The sequence below is a fragment of the Paenibacillus marchantiae genome (genome assembly GCF_028771845.1).
GTDB lineage: Bacteria > Bacillota > Bacilli > Paenibacillales > Paenibacillaceae > Paenibacillus > Paenibacillus marchantiae.
Window position 1 is genome coordinate 5,551,970 of sequence record NZ_CP118270.1, and the last position, 17,381, is coordinate 5,569,350.

The 17,381-nt window shown below is 46.4% G+C and carries 14 protein-coding genes; all 14 read right to left on the bottom strand.

The window, feature by feature from the left end; translation table 11 throughout:
- Window position 1 precedes the first annotated feature (1 nt).
- Window positions 2-1,303, bottom strand: a complete 1,302-nt coding sequence (locus tag PTQ21_RS24935) for a hypothetical protein (protein ID WP_274567492.1) — start codon at window positions 1,301-1,303, stop codon at window positions 2-4.
- Between the two features lie 3 nt (window positions 1,304-1,306).
- Window positions 1,307-2,059, bottom strand: a complete 753-nt coding sequence (locus PTQ21_RS24940; RefSeq protein WP_274567494.1) for an SMI1/KNR4 family protein — start codon at window positions 2,057-2,059, stop codon at window positions 1,307-1,309.
- A 70-nt stretch (window positions 2,060-2,129) separates the two neighbouring features.
- Complete coding sequence (locus tag PTQ21_RS24945) at window positions 2,130-2,690, bottom strand: hypothetical protein (protein ID WP_274567495.1); 561 nt, start codon at window positions 2,688-2,690, stop codon at window positions 2,130-2,132.
- Complete coding sequence (locus PTQ21_RS24950) at window positions 2,687-2,845, bottom strand: hypothetical protein (RefSeq protein WP_274567496.1); 159 nt, start codon at window positions 2,843-2,845, stop codon at window positions 2,687-2,689. Before PTQ21_RS24950 ends, PTQ21_RS24945 begins: the two co-directional genes overlap by 4 nt.
- Window positions 2,846-3,130: 285 nt before the next feature.
- Window positions 3,131-3,739 carry a hypothetical protein gene (locus PTQ21_RS24955; RefSeq protein ID WP_274570569.1) on the bottom strand — a complete coding sequence of 203 codons (609 nt, stop codon included), beginning with the start codon at window positions 3,737-3,739 and terminating at the stop codon, window positions 3,131-3,133.
- Window positions 3,740-3,925: 186 nt separating this feature from the next.
- Entirely contained in the window at window positions 3,926-4,657 is a 732-nt protein-coding gene (locus PTQ21_RS24960; protein ID WP_064636978.1) for a ZIP family metal transporter, read from the bottom strand.
- A 105-nt stretch (window positions 4,658-4,762) separates the two neighbouring features.
- Window positions 4,763-6,712, bottom strand: a complete 1,950-nt coding sequence (locus PTQ21_RS24965; RefSeq protein WP_274567497.1) for an FtsX-like permease family protein — start codon at window positions 6,710-6,712, stop codon at window positions 4,763-4,765.
- Window positions 6,687-7,457 (bottom strand): ABC transporter ATP-binding protein, encoded by a 771-nt coding sequence (locus PTQ21_RS24970; protein ID WP_063563152.1) that lies wholly within the window; start codon window positions 7,455-7,457, stop codon window positions 6,687-6,689. The genes PTQ21_RS24965 and PTQ21_RS24970 overlap by 26 nt, the downstream gene beginning before the upstream one ends.
- A 172-nt stretch (window positions 7,458-7,629) precedes the next feature.
- On the bottom strand, window positions 7,630-8,622 hold the full coding sequence (locus PTQ21_RS24975) for a sensor histidine kinase (RefSeq protein ID WP_063563153.1): 993 nt from the start codon (window positions 8,620-8,622) through the stop codon (window positions 7,630-7,632).
- Window positions 8,619-9,332, bottom strand: coding sequence for a response regulator transcription factor (locus PTQ21_RS24980; RefSeq protein ID WP_274567498.1), 714 nt, complete (start codon window positions 9,330-9,332; stop codon window positions 8,619-8,621). The genes PTQ21_RS24975 and PTQ21_RS24980 overlap by 4 nt, the downstream gene beginning before the upstream one ends.
- Before the next feature lie 81 nt (window positions 9,333-9,413).
- Window positions 9,414-10,517, bottom strand: a complete 1,104-nt coding sequence (locus PTQ21_RS24985) for a diacylglycerol kinase catalytic domain-containing protein (RefSeq protein WP_274567499.1) — start codon at window positions 10,515-10,517, stop codon at window positions 9,414-9,416.
- Window positions 10,514-11,557, bottom strand: a complete 1,044-nt coding sequence (locus PTQ21_RS24990) for an SPFH domain-containing protein (RefSeq protein WP_063563155.1) — start codon at window positions 11,555-11,557, stop codon at window positions 10,514-10,516. The genes PTQ21_RS24985 and PTQ21_RS24990 overlap by 4 nt, the downstream gene beginning before the upstream one ends.
- A 242-nt stretch (window positions 11,558-11,799) precedes the next feature.
- On the bottom strand, window positions 11,800-12,816 hold the full coding sequence (locus PTQ21_RS24995; RefSeq protein WP_063563156.1) for an iron-hydroxamate ABC transporter substrate-binding protein: 1,017 nt from the start codon (window positions 12,814-12,816) through the stop codon (window positions 11,800-11,802).
- Window positions 12,817-12,976: 160 nt separating this feature from the next.
- Window positions 12,977-17,335, bottom strand: a complete 4,359-nt coding sequence (locus PTQ21_RS25000; protein WP_274567500.1) for a glycosyl hydrolase 53 family protein — start codon at window positions 17,333-17,335, stop codon at window positions 12,977-12,979.
- Window positions 17,336-17,381 lie beyond the last annotated feature (46 nt).

The following is a 17,381-nucleotide window of genomic DNA, read 5'->3' on the forward strand; positions in this document are numbered from 1 at the left end:
TTCACCAACGTAAAGGTTCTTCTCCACGCCATAACACGTAGCGCTCAATTTCACGGAGGGTGCCTGTGCCTATACCATACTCATCCATCTGATCAGAGTTAAGATCAAGAATATGCAGCATGCCCCCGAACGTCCCCACTGCAAGCTTGGACTGGTCAGGCGAGATCGCCAAGGAATAGATGGTGCTGCCTACAAAATGTCTCCACACTTCCTGCCCATCACCATTCACACAATATAAATATCCGTATGCGTCACCAAGCACCATACCTGCATCCAATTCTACTGCAGCGTAAACACGGGCATTCTCATCCATTACAGGCCAATCTTCCTTACTCTCATTACCATCGATCGTTTCCAGCTGAACTTGTATTGTAGCACCGTTATAAAAGTGACATGCATTAAACCACACCTTCAAGCTGTCTGCGGTGAAAACCGCATAATGAGGATAGCTGGATTCAGGATAAAGCGAATATGTCTTATTCTGTTCGCGATCCAGAACCATATGGTTACTTACCTGGCTACCGTAGGCAATCCAGCGACCGTCACGTGAGACTGCGGCATGACCCATATCAATCTGTGTATCTTCCAACTCATATTCTTCGATTTCTGCAGGATCCGGGTGCAGCAGGGATACCTGGTCTTGCTCTACCAGGTAGATTCCATAATTAGAGAAAATAAGAACGGATTTACCATCATTGAATGGAATGAGTCCTTCAAGTGTGCGTTCCGGATGCTCACAGTCAGCAAGGGATTCGATGCGTGGCAAAGACTTCTGGATACTGGATTGGATATCTTCCCAGCGATACACCGCAAGCTCTTGTCCTTCCAGATGGCGATCTGGTTGTCTGATGATACGAATACCTTCTGATCCGGCCAGCGCATAGTCTCCACTGTCTGGCGAACAACCTGCGAAGGTATACTGAGAGAATAGCAACCATCCATGTTGATCAGCCGTATATACACAGCCATTCTCCGTGAAGGTGCTGGTTGTGAATACTATTGTTTCTGTGTTCAGATAACCTACTATCCGAACGGCCTGCATGAAAGATTGAAAATGTTCATTCAATGGCCATGTTGCAGCAGGCAGTTCAAGCCGAAGCCGTTCCAAATCCCCTTGAAGATTGGCTTGCTTCACCATCTCCCACACTTCAGTACTAATAGAAGCTCTGGCATCCTCCGCGAGCTCCGATTCATCCAGTTGCTCTCCTGCCATGCCTCTGCGTACAAATGCATTAACATCTTTTGCGTATCGTTTGCCTTCATTTCGCCACGTTTCTGCAATATTTTCTTTCAACCAATTCAATTGTTATTCCTCCACTCCGCCTCTATTGATGACTGTACAATGATTTGCCAGCAAAAATTGATCCAGATCGTGATCCCTTGCACCTTCCGTCCCGTGCATCTCTTCATAGAAAAGCGCAATTTCCCTGCCGTTCGCATAATTAAAACGTAAATATCCACCCATAGAGACCATAAAAAGCTTACATGTGTACTCATTTTCCATCACTGCATCCCACTTGAATTTACTCTTACACAAATCGGCCAGTTCTTTCATGGAGCCTTCACGTTCAACGTTAACCAAATGGTAGAACGTGTGGTTTCGCAGCTCATTCCACGGTTCAAAATACGCCGGGGTCAGCGGTTTATCCTGATGGTAATATCCGCAATAGATCCGGTCCAATGTCTCTCCAAAGTCAGCTTCTGAGCAAGTCCACAAGATAATATGCTCATCATGACGCGGGAGCCATAACAATCCCTTCACCTCTGGATGAATCGCCAGGAAATCACCATCCACCGAACTGCCGATACTGATGCACTCCTGAAGCTGATCCTGGGTAACCGGTGTATCCTCCGTGTGCATCCAAAAATCATATTCAGCAAAAGGTTTCAATACCTCCTGATCCGGCCGCTGCACATTCATCCAGCCCGTGTACGTTCCTTCCCCGTATTGTTCCAGCCATTGGCGATATGACGCAGGTAACGAGGTAGAATGCTGTTCTTCAAAATGATCCAGTTCCTTAGCCGGTATGGGCTTCAACGCATGAGTTACTATATACATTCACGACATCTCCCTACGATCGTTTCGTTCAATTTACCAGTCATTCAACCGGTCAGCAAATTCAACTAGCCTAAGCCAGTTCTTCCTGCACAATCTCGGTTATTACGCCTTTGCGGTTTACAATGCGTATGGCAAATGCATCATAGCCGTCACGTTTCACCTGCTCAAAATCCATGCGCTCTCCCGTAATTAATTCGAAGGTTCCATCTTCATCCACATCTTCCCCGAACTCTTCATCCCACGGCACATTGTAGAAGGCAGATAGCTGTACTTCAAATATGTCTTCTCCTTCGACGTCCAGGTAGGGCCGTAGCGGCCTGTTATTCAGGTCTTCCTCTGGATATGTCTCACACAACATCGCATCATAACCATGTTTGGCTGAATCGATGAGCAAGTAACGTTCCCCTGTTACGGTATGCTCTGCATATACAATGAGCGGTGTCGAATCATGCCAGGTTATCAGATCATCTTCGGTTAAGTCACCATAATAAAAAATATGGAACTTGTCATGCCCATCGCTCGTTTGTAACTTGCCTTTCCATTCGACTTCATGAGTCTGAACATCCGAAATCTCCCGAACCAAACCTTCCAAATATGTAGGTCCTTTATGTACACCAAATAAATTCATCATCTCGCCTCCGCTTTATTCATTCGAATGGTTACGACTTTATGTTCTTCATCCACATCCAGCTTCATATCGATGTCTAACTTATCATGGAAGAAAGCCGTAACGTTGATATAAGGATCACGAGCAGCTTCACTGCCTCCATTGCTAGAACGACTCATCCCCTGATGAATAATGGATTGTACCAGCTGTCCATCCTCTTTTCCAGTATTTTAATAAGTATAAATCACCTCTTTGTCCTTATTATAAAAATTCAACAACGTTGTAAAATCTTTAGCATTAATATATTGCTTTTCGGATTTTACATATTCATTCTCTGTGGATTGATATCTCACTGTACCCGCCAGATAGGGATTATCTTCACTGGATCGAACATCAAACTCCTGATAAGCGATGTGAAAAAGGTATTGAATATGATTCACATTTTTGACTCGCGTTCTGCTGGTTTATCCAGTCTTATGCTGAAGTTTGGTCAATGTGCGGACAACCAGCTCCCTGTTCTTGGCGTTCTTAATATAAGCGGGGATGGAATGTGAAGCCGTCTTCAAAGGTACATTTCCAAGTTTCACGCGCAAATCAGCCGAAATATATGAAATCAGATAGTTTAAATGCTCCCGAATAACAGCCCATACCACCTTACCTCTGATATAGTCCAGAAAGTACAATTCCATATCAAACACAGGATCTCGCCCAACTCGAATATCGGGATAATACCCTCGGTATGCTAGCTTTTTATGTAATTCGACATCATTAACGGTCCCGCAGTGCGGGCATTCAATATGTGATGCTTTGTGAGTTATCTTTTTCTCATCCGTCACTTCAATATTGAACCAGCGCGCACATCGGATGCAATTGTTCTTGGCATTGTACTGATATTCTGTCTCTTGAATTCCATGAGCGTAACATTGAGAACATTTCCATGCTAGATGATCTTCTTTTATGACAATAAAGGCGTGCCCGCCGCATGGTTTACATTTCACATCGACCTGCTCTCCCCGGCGAAGAACAGCGTAGAAGCTGTATTTATAAGCCCCTTCATCCTCGAAACGTTTCATTTTCAATCCTGCCTTTCCCCTACATGATGACAATCGCTAAAAGCAATCACTCAGCATTTCCCAGTTGTTCTACCAAAATTATATGTAACTCCAGTGCTTAGCACAAGAAAACACAACGTAAAAAAGAGTACCTTACTCCAGATCATCATCTGAAAGGTACTCTTCTCCCCCATTTAACTCAAGGAATCAAAGGTCAAGTAAAAGCGATACAAGCAATCCCATCGAAGCGATAAAACCTACTACCGGCCCACCTTCTTCGAATGCTTCCGGCATCATGGTCGAGCAGATCATCGCAATAATGCCTCCTCCGGCAAATGCCCCAATAGCCGCGGCCATCTCATCAGGAAGCTGCTCCAGGAACAGGTATCCTCCCAATGCTGCAAGTGCAGAGATGATCAGTACACCCAGCCACAAGAGAATAATCTTGGAGCGGGAGTATTTATTGCGTTGAAGTCCAACCGTACTGGACAGACCCTCCGGAATATTACTCACAAAGATAGAAACAACCAACACAACACTGACACCGTTCCCGGCGAGTAGACTGGCCCCCAGCATGATTGATTCGGGAATAGCATCCATGACCGTCCCTGCAAAAATACCAAGTCCGCTCTGGCTGGAATCTCCGTTCCCGGTGTTTTCCGAACGCTTGCGCCCTGCTCCCCCTTTACTGGAAATGAGCAAATCGAATAGCGTGTACACTACGGCCCCTGAGGTAAATCCAATTGCCGTCGGCACAATCCCCCCATCATTCAGGGCGTCCCCAATCAATTCAAATGCGGCTGCACCAATCAGGGTCCCTGTACCAAAAGCCATGATCCAGCCAATAACTCGTTTCGGAATTTTCAGAAACAGCGCAGCAAGTGCTCCTAAGACAACAGCCGAGGCGGAGATGCCGCCCCACATGAATGCAGTCCACATCCGGGATGACCCCTCTCATGTTCATATATGATCTATCACTCCATTAACCGGAGCATAGAGAACAAAAACAGGGGAGATGACCAGATTAATATAAAACCGCTAACTTTAAACCATCATTTTGCGTAGTGAAGATATATATCTTGAACGAATGACGAAGAAATAGAAGGTCTGTGCCAGCAGAAATGCACCAAATACGGTTAATACCGGAACAGTATAATTCGTAATACCGAATTCAGTCAGAAACGGCTTAACAACAACGAGCGTTTCAACAATTGAGATCAGGATTGGGAAGAAAAAGAGAACCGCGATCTGAATTGTGGATGATCGTTTCATCTCCTGAAAACTGAGACCCATTTTAGACAAGGAATGCACCATTTTCCCATCTGCCTCCAGATCCGTGTGCAGCCTGAAATAGAGAAAGCTCGCTGAGGAGATCGAGAAGATCAGTCCAATGAATATCCCCAAAAAGGTGAAGAGTGCCGTTGTCTGTCTGAATTCTTCGAAGTCAGCATATCGCGTCGTGAAAAAGCCCGAAAAATCTTTATCATTAGAGTTATTCCTAATGATTTCATCCATGCCCGCCAGCCGATCGCTTACCATCACTTCAGATGATTGCCGATCGGGCACCGATCCCCCCCATGAAGGGATATGATAAAGATATTTACCGGACACAGCATCTTTGTCCAATTGTCCGGCAAGAGCCTTAAACTCTTCATCACTTACAATAACTAGGGCTGATGTATACAGAAGCCCGTTGAATTCCGGTTCATTTTCAGTATATTTAATATCGAATGTAACAGGCCCTGAATTCATATCCAGCGTTAACTGATCGCCCTTGGCATAGGAACGAAATCTTTCTTCATGTCGAGGCTTCTCCACATTGCGTGAATCAATGAATATACTGGAATGAGCTGAGAGCTTATAGGTCGGTTTGTTCTGGATTGTGTTGAACTGGTTGAAATCACTTAGAGACATCACACTGATGCCGCTATCATCTGTACTTGTCCAAAAATATTCCAGATAAGCGTTCTGATATTGAAGACCCGCAGCGTCAAGAACCTCATTGACGGGTGCCATGTTAGGTTCTTCCGATGCACTGTACACGTTATAACGAATCGGAAAATGATTGTCTCTAAATACTTGTCGATTCTGTTGATCCAGCGACAAAATGACCACTGCACTCATGGAAGCAATCGCAATAACCACCGTCACCATAAACAGCATGCGTGCATTATCTTTTATTTTGTAACTCATCTCGGAAATCCATAGCAAGCGTGTACCATGCCACACCCGTTTGCGGTTACGTTTCAACAGACGAATGGCCAGCACGGAAAGCTGCGAGTAGAAAAAATACGTACCTGCAATGCCTGTCACAGCAGCGATCAGAATACTCTCACTCGACAAACTGCCGTATAGCGCAATGAATCCCGTAGCGAGAAACGCAAGCCCAAGAATAGAGAATACCCATGATGCTTTAGGTTCCTTTTTGGGTTTGCTCGTGCCCGTTAGCAGCTCCAATGCGCGCTTATTTCCGATAAAGATCAGTGTGAACAGGGAAATGCAAAAGAACAGTACTAAAAAAGCAATCACTGTAATCAACATGGCCTTTACCGGGAAATAAAAAGGCAGGTCTTCCATACCGATAAATCGGGTGGTTAACATCAGGAACAGCTTGGATAATAACATGCCTCCACCTATTCCAGCCACAATGGACAGACATCCGATAAACATATTTTCCAGAATGACCAGTCTTCGAATCTGTCCTGGTTCCGCGCCCAAGATGGTTAAAATACCGAATTCCTTGTTCCGTGATTTCAGAAATGCACTAATGGAATACATAACAAAGAAGATCGCGAAAACGTATACGATGACGGAGGCAACCTGCATTCCCGCTGCCGTAGTCTTACCAATCGGCAATTTCTCAACAAACGGATGATAGATAAACATCGCATACGCGAAGAATATCATGACCATGAATGCACTACTTAGGAAAAAGGCGATGTACGCTCGCCCGTTTCGGCGAATGTTGTTAAAGGCGAACTGAGGAAAGCTCATGCGAATTCCCTCCCCAGAAGGATAATGTATCAATAATCCGTTGAAAGAACGTCTGTCGGTTATCGCCACGATGCACTTCGGCTGCGAGCTTGCCATCCTTGATAAATACAATCCGATGGCAGTAACTTGCGGCAAGTGGATCATGCGTGACCAGCATAATGGTTGTTTTCTCTTGCTGGTTGATCTGTTCAAGCGATTCCATTACCGCTTGAGATGAGGTGGAATCAAGCGCACCTGTCGGTTCATCGGCCAGTACGATGGATGGCATATTAATCATGGCCCTGGCAATGGCTGTTCGCTGCCGCTGTCCGCCCGAGATTTCATAGACTCGTTTATCCAGAATGTGATCAATTCCAAGCTGAGTGGTAATCCGATCGAGTCTGCTCTCCATCTCCTTCAGCTTGACCTTGTCCAGCGTCAAAGGGAGTACTATATTTTCAGCAACGGTCAAGGTATCGAGCAGATTAAAATCCTGAAATACAAATCCGAGTTCCCGGCGTCGGAACATGGCGAGTTCTTTCTTTTTCATATCAAACGGATTCATGCCATTAATCAGCACCTTGCCTGAACTTGGCTCATCAATGGTCGAGACCATATTGAGCAACGTCGTTTTCCCACTGCCCGATGGCCCCATAATCCCTACAAATTCACCCTGCTTGATGGTCAGATGAATATCACTAAGGGCTTTAGTCTGCACTTTGCCCTGATACACTTTGTTTAGTGCCGAAACTTGCAACATTTCCATGGTGTTTCCCCTCCAAATAAACTATGCTTTCTTTTCATATCCTTATCCTAAACGACCTCCTCCAACCCTGCTATCGATTTACCTTAAACTTTCCTTACACAGCGTTTAAGGTTATGTTCCCCCTTCTTCCTATTCCATAAAAAAAAGCACCTCGCCCATAGGCAAAGCACTTCTATTTTCGATTCATCCAGCTGAATCGGACCAATGTTCCTTCATCGGGTTTGGAGAACAATTCTATCTGGTTACCCAAACGTGTACTGATCTCACGGACTAGATATAGTCCCATACCTGTAGATTCATGATACTGTCTTCCCCGCTCTCCGGTGAAGTAAGGATTAAACACACGTTGAATATCTTCAGCCGATATGCCGATACCCTGGTCCTGAATATCTAATACGATTCGTTCTTCCTCAATATAGGCGGTAATCATGACTTTTTTACCAGCTTTGCTATCTGAGTAATTAACGGCATTGGTCAAAATCTGGGTAAACATGAACCGCAGCCATTTGGAGTCACTGTAAACTCGAAGGTCGTTGTCCATTCGAATATCCGGTGTAATTCCTCTGCGAATAAACAAACGTCGATTCTCAGCTACGCTGCTTCGAACCACCTCGGGTAGAGACAGAAGCTCTACGCGAAAATCCCCTTCGAACTGTTCCAGGCGTGAAGAATGAAGTACCATTTCCAACCCTTTGCGCATTTTATCCAGCTCATCCTGTATGCTGCCTGCAGTTTTATCATCATCCACATCTTCCAGGGTCAACTGAATGATGGACAGTGGTGTCTTCATCTGATGGACCCAGCGATTCATGAACACAACCTGCTGCTCACTATGAATTCGCAATTGACCCATCTCATTCTGACGGTTACGCTCCAGTTCATGCATCAATTCCTGTAAAGAATTAGCCACAGGGGCATTACCAAGTGATTGGAAAGGTTCCTGTACCAGCCGTTGTGGCTGCTGGAGCACACGGTAATATGGATGGAGCTGGAAATAACGTACGATCAGATACACGAGCAATACAACTGTACTGAGAAACATGCCATAAAGAACAATCCTCATGGGGCGATCCTCACCAGAAAGCCAATATACACTTGGGACAAGCAGCATTTGCAGCAAATAAAATCCGATGAGGGGTAGCTGATCTCTTAAGAACAGTTTCATTGTCGGTCCTCTTGGACAGGTGACTCCAAATCAAGCAATCGGTAGCCCGCTCCGCGAACGGTTTCCAAAACCTCTTCTCCCCCCAGATCCTTCAGCTTGCGGCGAAAACGTGTAATGTACACATTCAACGTATTATCATCAATAAAATGCTGATCTTCCCACATCAGTTCGAGCAAACGTTCCCGGCCCACCACCCGACCGGCCTTGGCCATCAGCGCTTCGACCAATATGGATTCCTTCTGAGTCAGCTCTACGGAAAGACCATCGAACTCCAGTACATATCTTTCGGGGTACAGCAGCATAGAGCCATTTTTCACTTTCATTTCTGGTTGAACAGCTGCATACATCCCATATGCTCTACGCAGGTGACTACGAACTTTAGCAAGTACGACCTCGTATTGAAAAGGCTTCGTAATATAATCATCCGCCCCATGTTCCAGCGCCATAACCTGATCCATGCCACTGTCACGAGCCGAAATAAATAGAATGGGACATATGGAATGCGAACGGATCTGTCTACACCAGTAGTAGCCATCAAATTGAGGCAGATTTACATCCATTAATACCAAATCCGGACCGATCTGCATGAATTCATCCAGAACATGACGGAAATCTGCCACAATCTGCACTTGAAAACCATTTCGGATCAGATATTCACCCAGCAATCCTGCGAGCTTGGCATCATCTTCAACCAGCAATATCGATTGCATCGTCAACCTTCTTTCCGTTCCCTGACATATCTTCTACATCTAGTTTACCATTCTAGTCAAAAACGGATTGGAAATAAAGGATTAGACCACCAAACGTCCACGTTTCTCTGCCAAGCCAATAGTCGCTTCCACTCCGGAATTAAATTCAAGAAAGTCCTGTTCTACCCCGTCACTGAAAATAACGCCGTCCTCCGGCATCTGGGAGACAATCTGCAAAGGCTGTTTCGGATGAATTTGTCCAAACACCAGATTGGCTGCAGTCGTCCGGCTGGGGAAGGGTTCACGTACTGTAAAATACAGATAAGGCGCATCCCAGCCAAAGTGATTCATGTCGCTCATGCTCCCCTGTGCAGAAGCAGTCGCAGCGATATGTGCTTCTGCATAACCTTTCCCTTTAGGGTTCGAGTTTGAATGAGAGCTTCTGCTGTCTCTATCGGGAATGAACGCTTCACCCGATTGGATGTGCTGCCACGCTTCCGAGCCCACGACTCCAGCAGCACCTGCCAGCACACTTTTGAACCAGCCCGTCGATCCCATTCCCGTGGATACAATCACTCCGCTGGAGGATTGTTGTTCTACCGATGAACCCATGCGAACTTCATAACGAGCAGATACATGCGTCTTTCGGCCAATGAACAGATCGTTGACGCCATAGAGATATTGCCCATCATTCAGCTCCACTTTGGCCAGAGTCACTTCTTTCAGAGAGCGACGTTTACGAATAACATCGGGAATAATGAAGCTCAGATCCTCTACCGTAAATGGCAGCAATACCCCATCCCAACGCATGGGGTCAGGATTAACACCAATGAGCGGCTGCTCGGTTACATACTTGAGCGTATTGGCAACAAGACCGTCCTGTCCAATCACTACCACAATGTCCTGTGCTCCAAAAATAAAGTTGGGCACATGTTCCCGATCAATGGTCTGAACCCGGCCCAGTTGGCTGAGCTGCTGCTGGGCTTGCTGCACGGAATGATGATAACGTCTGTCCTCCTCCAGGTAATCACTGAAGTCTGCTCCCAAGCGTTCGATATAGAACTGCGCTTGTTGGACCGTATTATAGCGGACCACCAATTCTTCCAGCCTCGTTCTGCGTTTGACCAGAATCAACTTGTATTCGGTCATCGGTTCTCCTCCAGTAATGTGTGCGGCTACAGTCTGGCTTGCCTTCCCAAGTCTCATCGTGCCCGACCTCCCTGCTGCTCTCTTGTCGGTGGATTCATCAATCCTTGCAGCAGATCCGGCGAAATGTTAAGCTGTCCAATTTTCCCGGCATTCTCAGCCAGCTCCTGGAATGCAAGGGCAATCAGTTTATCCGAGTTCATACCCATGTTAGCCATCGCCTGTAGCACGCTAGGCTCCACCTGTTGTAACGAGTTCATCACGGCAGCAATTTCATAGGCTTTGGCATCAGCTTCGGCATTCTGATTGGCAATCGTCAATTCAATAAGCTGTTGTTTCCGTTCCTCCATCGCTGTATTGAATTGGAGCTGTTCCTGTTCCATCTCATTTTGTTTCTGTTTCACCGAACGCTCTGCATGTAATTGTGTTTCTCGAATCTGCTGTTTCTTCGTCTCAACGGCAATTTCCGTGTTTAGTTCGTTCTCCTTCACTTTCCGCTCCTGTTCAATGGATGCGTTGCGACGTACATACAGCGCTTCGTCGGCCTGGCGTAAAATCTCTTCCCGCGCTTGTGCTTCCAGTGCACGCATCGTCTCTTTATTGGGCAAAATGGCCAGAATGGACAGACTCATCAGCTCTACGCCCAATTTCTCCAGTTCCTGACTCTGCACCACTTCCCGTTTCATGCTGCTGGCCAGCCGTTCGCTCGATTGAATGGCTTCCTTCAGGGGCATTTGCTCCAGATGTTTTTTGGTCAGCACTTTGGCGGTCGTAATCACACGTTGATCCAACTTGCCAGGATCGTCGGAAATATATCTGTTTTTGCGCAAATTGTACGTGTAGTTCAGGCTTTGGGTGATTTTCATATAATCAACGATACGATAGCTCAGTTGACCCTGAACCGTAACGGTTTGATAATCAGCTGTTATTTCTTCGAACATAAAGGGCACATCCACCGAAGATACAGGCAGAACCACCACCGACGTCGTCGGCTCATAATAGTAGAAGGACAAACCCACTCCTTGAAGCTGCACCTGCCCATTCTTCACTTTCATTACGTACTCACTGGGTTGAAACTTCACGAATCGGAATCCAAACATCGCTCATTCCCCATTTCTTAATATTGTCGTTTTGATATTATCGAAATGATAACAAATGAATTCGATATTGTCAATATGACATTAACAACTTTTTTTTGCTTTTATATAAAAAAAACCTACCTTAGGCAGAAGCCTTAAAGCAGGTCGATTTTCTATAATTATAGTCAGTAATGACAACTCATTGTGGGTTAAGTTATGCGAGGCGCTAGCCTAACATTAGAAGTCATCAAGCTGTTAATCATTTATTTGTTTTGTTCAGCGCTCTTCAAGATCAGATCAACAAACAAATCGATCTGGGCAGTAATGGCGATTGGATCATATCGATAGAATGTATCAAAATCATTCTCGAAGAACCGGTGATTCTTCACCGCATCCAGACCGTTCCATACTTTGGACTGTTTGAATTCCTTCAGTGCTTCGCCTTTTTTCTCAGGATCGTACACCGTCATGAACATGTAATCCGTAGCGTATTCAGGCAGTACTTCGAGCGATAGCTGCACGGTCTGATTGTCTTTGCTCACCTTGCTCGGCATTTTCAGCTTCAAAGCATTGTATACAACTTGCCCGCCCCGGCCTGCGTTGTCGCCAAAGATCCACAGATCCCCTTTGTCCGTCAACTCGTATAATCCAACGGTTGTATTTTCGTCCACGATACCTTTCAGCTTCTCGCGTCCCTCTTCCGCCTTTTTCTCATAATCGGCAATGAACGCCTTCGCCTGATCAGGTTGACCCATTAAATCACCAAACAGCTCAACTGTCTTGTAGATATCTGTAGCTGTACCATATGGGATATGCACAGTTGGTGCAATTTTGGACAGTTCCTCGTAGTTATCATCATACATCACAACGATCAAGTCAGGCTGTAATTCCAGCGTCTTCTCCACGTTCACCGGATAACCCACGTCTGTGGTGTCTTTCAGCTTGTCCTTAATGAACGGATTATCAAAGGCACTTGGCTCCACACCAATCAGATTACCGCCTACAGACAGAATTTCGCCCCCGTAGTAATCGGTCACGATGCGTTTCGGATGTGCAGGAATGGTAACCGTCCCTTTATCCGTCTCATATTCACGTGTTTCACTTTCCGCTGATTCATTCTGAGCTGTATCGGTTCCAGTGGATTCCTGATTCTCACTCGTCTGTCCTGAGCCGCTCCCCGTTTCATCCGTTGTCTTTCCTGCATTTCCGCAGCCCGCAAGAACTAGCGTAAACACAATGAATAACGTGCAGATGGAAAGAATCGATTTGGATTTAAACATAAACATGATGCCCCCTATAATTCATTGCTTTTTGTGATAATGGTAATCATTATCATTGGAATCATAGCAGAATTGATTACTAACTGTCTACCATTTTAATTGAAATCCATAAACATAGGGATCGAGCCAGAAAGACCCGATCCCTATATCATATATAAACTTAGAATTTATAAATCTGCTCCATCATTCTGGCTACAGCGACCGCCCCCTGTGCACGGTTGGCATGCTGTTTTGGCGCAAACGTGCCATCCGCCATTCCTCTAAGTAGACCTTGCTCCTGCATGGATGCAACAGCTTGTTTTGCATATTCAGCGATATCTGCGTTGTCGTTAAATGTGGTGCTGTTGGTTGTTGTATCAACGGTTGTACTGGCGTTCTGCTTCATGACCTGTACCGCACGGTTTAACATTACCGCCATGTCCTCACGGGTAATACGTTCATTTGCTGCAAACGAACCGTCTGCTCGGCCTTGCACGATTCCCATCTCCAAACCAAGACGTACGGAATCTGAATACCACTGATCATTCTTCACATCCATTGGAGCTGAAGTGGATGTATCCGGCAACCGTGATTCGCCAATCCCCTTCATGATCATTTGCAGAAATTGTGCACGTGTCAGTTCTGCTTGCGGACTGAATCGGGTATCTGTCATGCCTGAAATGATTCCTTTTCCATACAAATTCTGAATCTCTTTAATGGCCCAGGAGTAGGATTGCAAATCATTCAACGGCACCTGTACTTCAGTAATCACGAAACGGCCTGATTGAAGCGGCTTGAAAGCAAGACTTTGGGTCATTTCATCATATTGAGTAAAGGTTACCGGTTTCATTTCACCATTTGGCAAAAGGGATTGGATAGCCAGCACATTGTCTTCTGCATTTGAATTTTGCACATTAGACATCGCTATTTCAATGGATCTGTCAGTCCACTGTAACGGCTGCCCGTTCAACAATAGATCCACGCTGACCACGTTGCGGTTACCGATGGCTTTCTTTTGCGCTTCAGACAGATTGGCTGTGGAGTCTTCGACCAGAATGACATCCATTGTAACTCCATCTTCATTACGAGCATCCTTCAATAGACTTAATGGGATGCGGACAGATGTCTGCTTCATGATCAGCTCCAGCGACTGTAATGCCTGAGTACGTGCCCATTCCTGAAGTTGATTTGCATTGAGCCGGAAGGTCGCAGCCTTTGTATCCTTAGGAACATCTGCAATCAAGGTGAGCTGTTTGCTGCCTGCTCCCATTCCGTCAATCGTTTGAGACAACTGCTTCATATCAGGTTGAATCACATAGGAGCCCGCTCCGGTGCTTGTACCTTTGAATGTAATGGAACCACTTTCTCCTGGATTACCGGATTCAACAGGTGGCGTTACAGAAGGATTGCCGGGATTCTGCGATGATCCAGGCGTAGAAGGCTGTGCAGGTTGACCGGGCTGTGACGGCTGACCCGTAGTCGACTCTTGCCGTACAAGCTGACTAACCGCCTCTTTCAATGCGTTATCTGCAGCACTGATTTCCTGTGCACTGGCTTCTGTATCATCCATAAGCACACGGGCAAACGACAATGCCTGTGCAAACACATTCCAGCTTGCGGCCGTGTAATCATTTTGATGCATCTTCGCAGCGGAATTCACGGTAGTCTCCAACGCAGATTTGTCCGCCGGGAACATACCATAAGCTTCAAAATCCATAAAGCCTACCCACTTAGAACCAGCGGTAATGGTCAGTTTAATATAACGCGCCTCCGTGCCTGCGGGCAGGATATGCCTTGGACTGGTGGATACAACCACATCACTTGTTGTATCCACGACTTTGACAAAGTTCTTGTTATCGTTGGATACTTCGATCTTGTATTTAATGCCTCCACTCCACATGGACATTTCCAGCTTACGGATCACAGCGGTCGCCCCCAGATCCACTTGCCACCAACTATCCACACTTTGGTCTGTTCCCCATGAAGTAGTGGGGTCACTGTCAATCGCTCCCCCAGGCGAGTTGTCTTTTCCACCACCTGTACCGGCACTGCTTGATGCGGTAGCTGTTTTACCTGTTGTTAATGCCTCCAGCAAAACAAGGTTGTTATTGGCTTTCTGAAGTATTGTCAGAGCCTCCTGCACTTCCGATTGTATGGCATCCTGCTTGTCTCTGACCGTGATTGCCGATAACAATGCCGCTTTCAGGTTTGCCCAGCTTCGCTGAGTATACGAAGATTCGGTCAGCTGCTGGATTTCACCGATAAACTGTGTCAGCTCAGTTTTGTCTACGTTGGACAACCCATGGATGGCTGCTTCCACTTGTTTTGCTGCTGTATTCACCTCGGTCTGAGTGGCTCTTAGATCTGCCATGATCTGTTCTGCACGAGTAAGAGACTTAGTCAGAACAGCCCAGGTTGCAGCAGACCAATCTGCTTGCTTATATGTTTTGGCTTCGGCAATGATCGCCTCTAGAGCGTTCCGATTCGCCGCTATAACATCAAGCTGCTGCATAACCTCATGAAGAGTGGCAGTCGCAGCGTCCGTATCCTGTTGTGTCACACCAGATGTATACGCCAATTTGTACGTATGCTCGGCTGCCGCAATGGCCGGAGCGAGTGTGGTCCAGCTTTCAGGTGTAAAATCACTGGATACCAGCGCCTTTGCACGCGTAATGGCTGCCGACAAATCTTTCCGATCTGCGGGCAGAATGTCTAAACCACGTTTGTACACATCCAGCGATGGCAGGGCACGCCCTTCATACGAGTAACCGCCATTCGCCGGATATTCGTCATAATCAAACATGGCGTGATTCTCCCATGCGTCTCCCTCGGAAGCAATCCAGCCTACATTGGCCGCAATCCATGCAGGCTCCCAATAGAAGAAACCCGCTCCCTTCTGATCCGGAACTTGTGAGATCATGTCCATAATGCCTGCAATCGCATCGTATTGTCCCTGCACGGTTGCCGGGAAGGTAGCACCTCCCACATTCAGCGTTTCCGGGTTGCCAATAATATTGCCGTGAGCGTCCCCGTTTTTATACGAGAATGGATAGGACGTCTCAGCAATAATGACTTCTTTTCCATATTTCGCAGATACTTCATTCATCGTTTTGCGCACATCTGCGAATGTTCCGTGCCAGAATGGATAATAGGACAGCCCGATAATATCGTACTGCAGCCCCTTTTTCTGCAATTCGCCGAAGTACCAGTCAAATGTATCCGCTTTGCCCCCTTCAGCCAGATGGATCATAATTTTGACCTGATCTCCTCCAGGGACATCGCGTACGCCGTCCACACCGCGCTGAAGCAAAGCTACATTTTCATCAAAATTGACGTTACTCTTCAATCCGTTTAACACGCCACTGTTAATTTCGTTACCGATCTGAACCATGTCGGGCATCGCGCCCGCATCCTTCATCTCGCTTACCACTTCACGCGTGTAATCATAGACAGCGTTCTTCAATTCGTCGAATGAAAAGTTTTCCCAGGCCTTTGGACGAAGCTGTTGGCCCGGATGTGCCCATTCATCAGAATAATGGAAGTCGAGCAGGACCTTCATGCCCTTGACCTTTACCCGCTGGGCCAGACGAATCACATCTTCCTTGTCGTTATATCCATTGGATTTCTGTGGATCATTCCACAGACGAAGCCGCACATAGTTCACTCCACGGTCTTTGAGAATATCGAGCAGATCGCGCTCAGCTCCATTGCTGTCCAGATAATAACCTCCATTATCCTCAATGGCTGTTAACGTGGAAATATCCACCCCTCTGACAAAATCACTACGATATCCTTCTACCGTAACGGTAGCTACAGGTTGAATGGGAGCTCCATATACATCACCTGTAACGGTAAAGCTGCCTGCTGATGCATATTTTGAAGGATTAATTTCCTCCCATGCAACCGGGACAAGGCCCGATTTCTCGTTCTGGTAATGTGCCATGACTTCATTAGGCAGAACTGGGGCACTCCGGCTTACGGTTGTTACGTTGACTGTATCATACTTCTCGATGTCTGCCGGGTTCCGCACCTCTTCCTCCCCCCAGATTTGGAATTCAGAAATGCCAGGCCACCAGTCGGTACCCGCATAATAAGGAATCGTGACCTTCACATATTGAACCGCATCTGCCTGAAAATCCAGATTGACCTGTGATTCCGCTTTATCGTTGGCAGAGTGATCTGCCACAGGTGTCCAGGTATTTCCGTCCTCAGAAACTTCAACCAAAAACTTCACAACCTCGTTTGCATCCTTCCACGTTAGTTCCGCACCGGAAAGGTTGTATGAAGCTCCCAAGTTTACCGTCAGCCAATGCGGTTGATCTGCTGAAGTAGGACTATTCGCACTCCATTTAGTATCTCCTTTGCCATCCACCGCTTTTTCTTTATTGCCCCCCCATTGTAGATCCTCCGAGCTGACCGTAACCGCCTTATTCAGCGCAACGTTTACTTTCGCCGCTGCCGCTGCGGGCCGAACTACCAGCCCCAAATCACAGAACAACAACAGTAATACGAGACAGCCACTTATGTATCTTTTGTGCACGCTTGATCTCTCCCCTAATCGTATTTGGTTCAACTTGAACAATGAA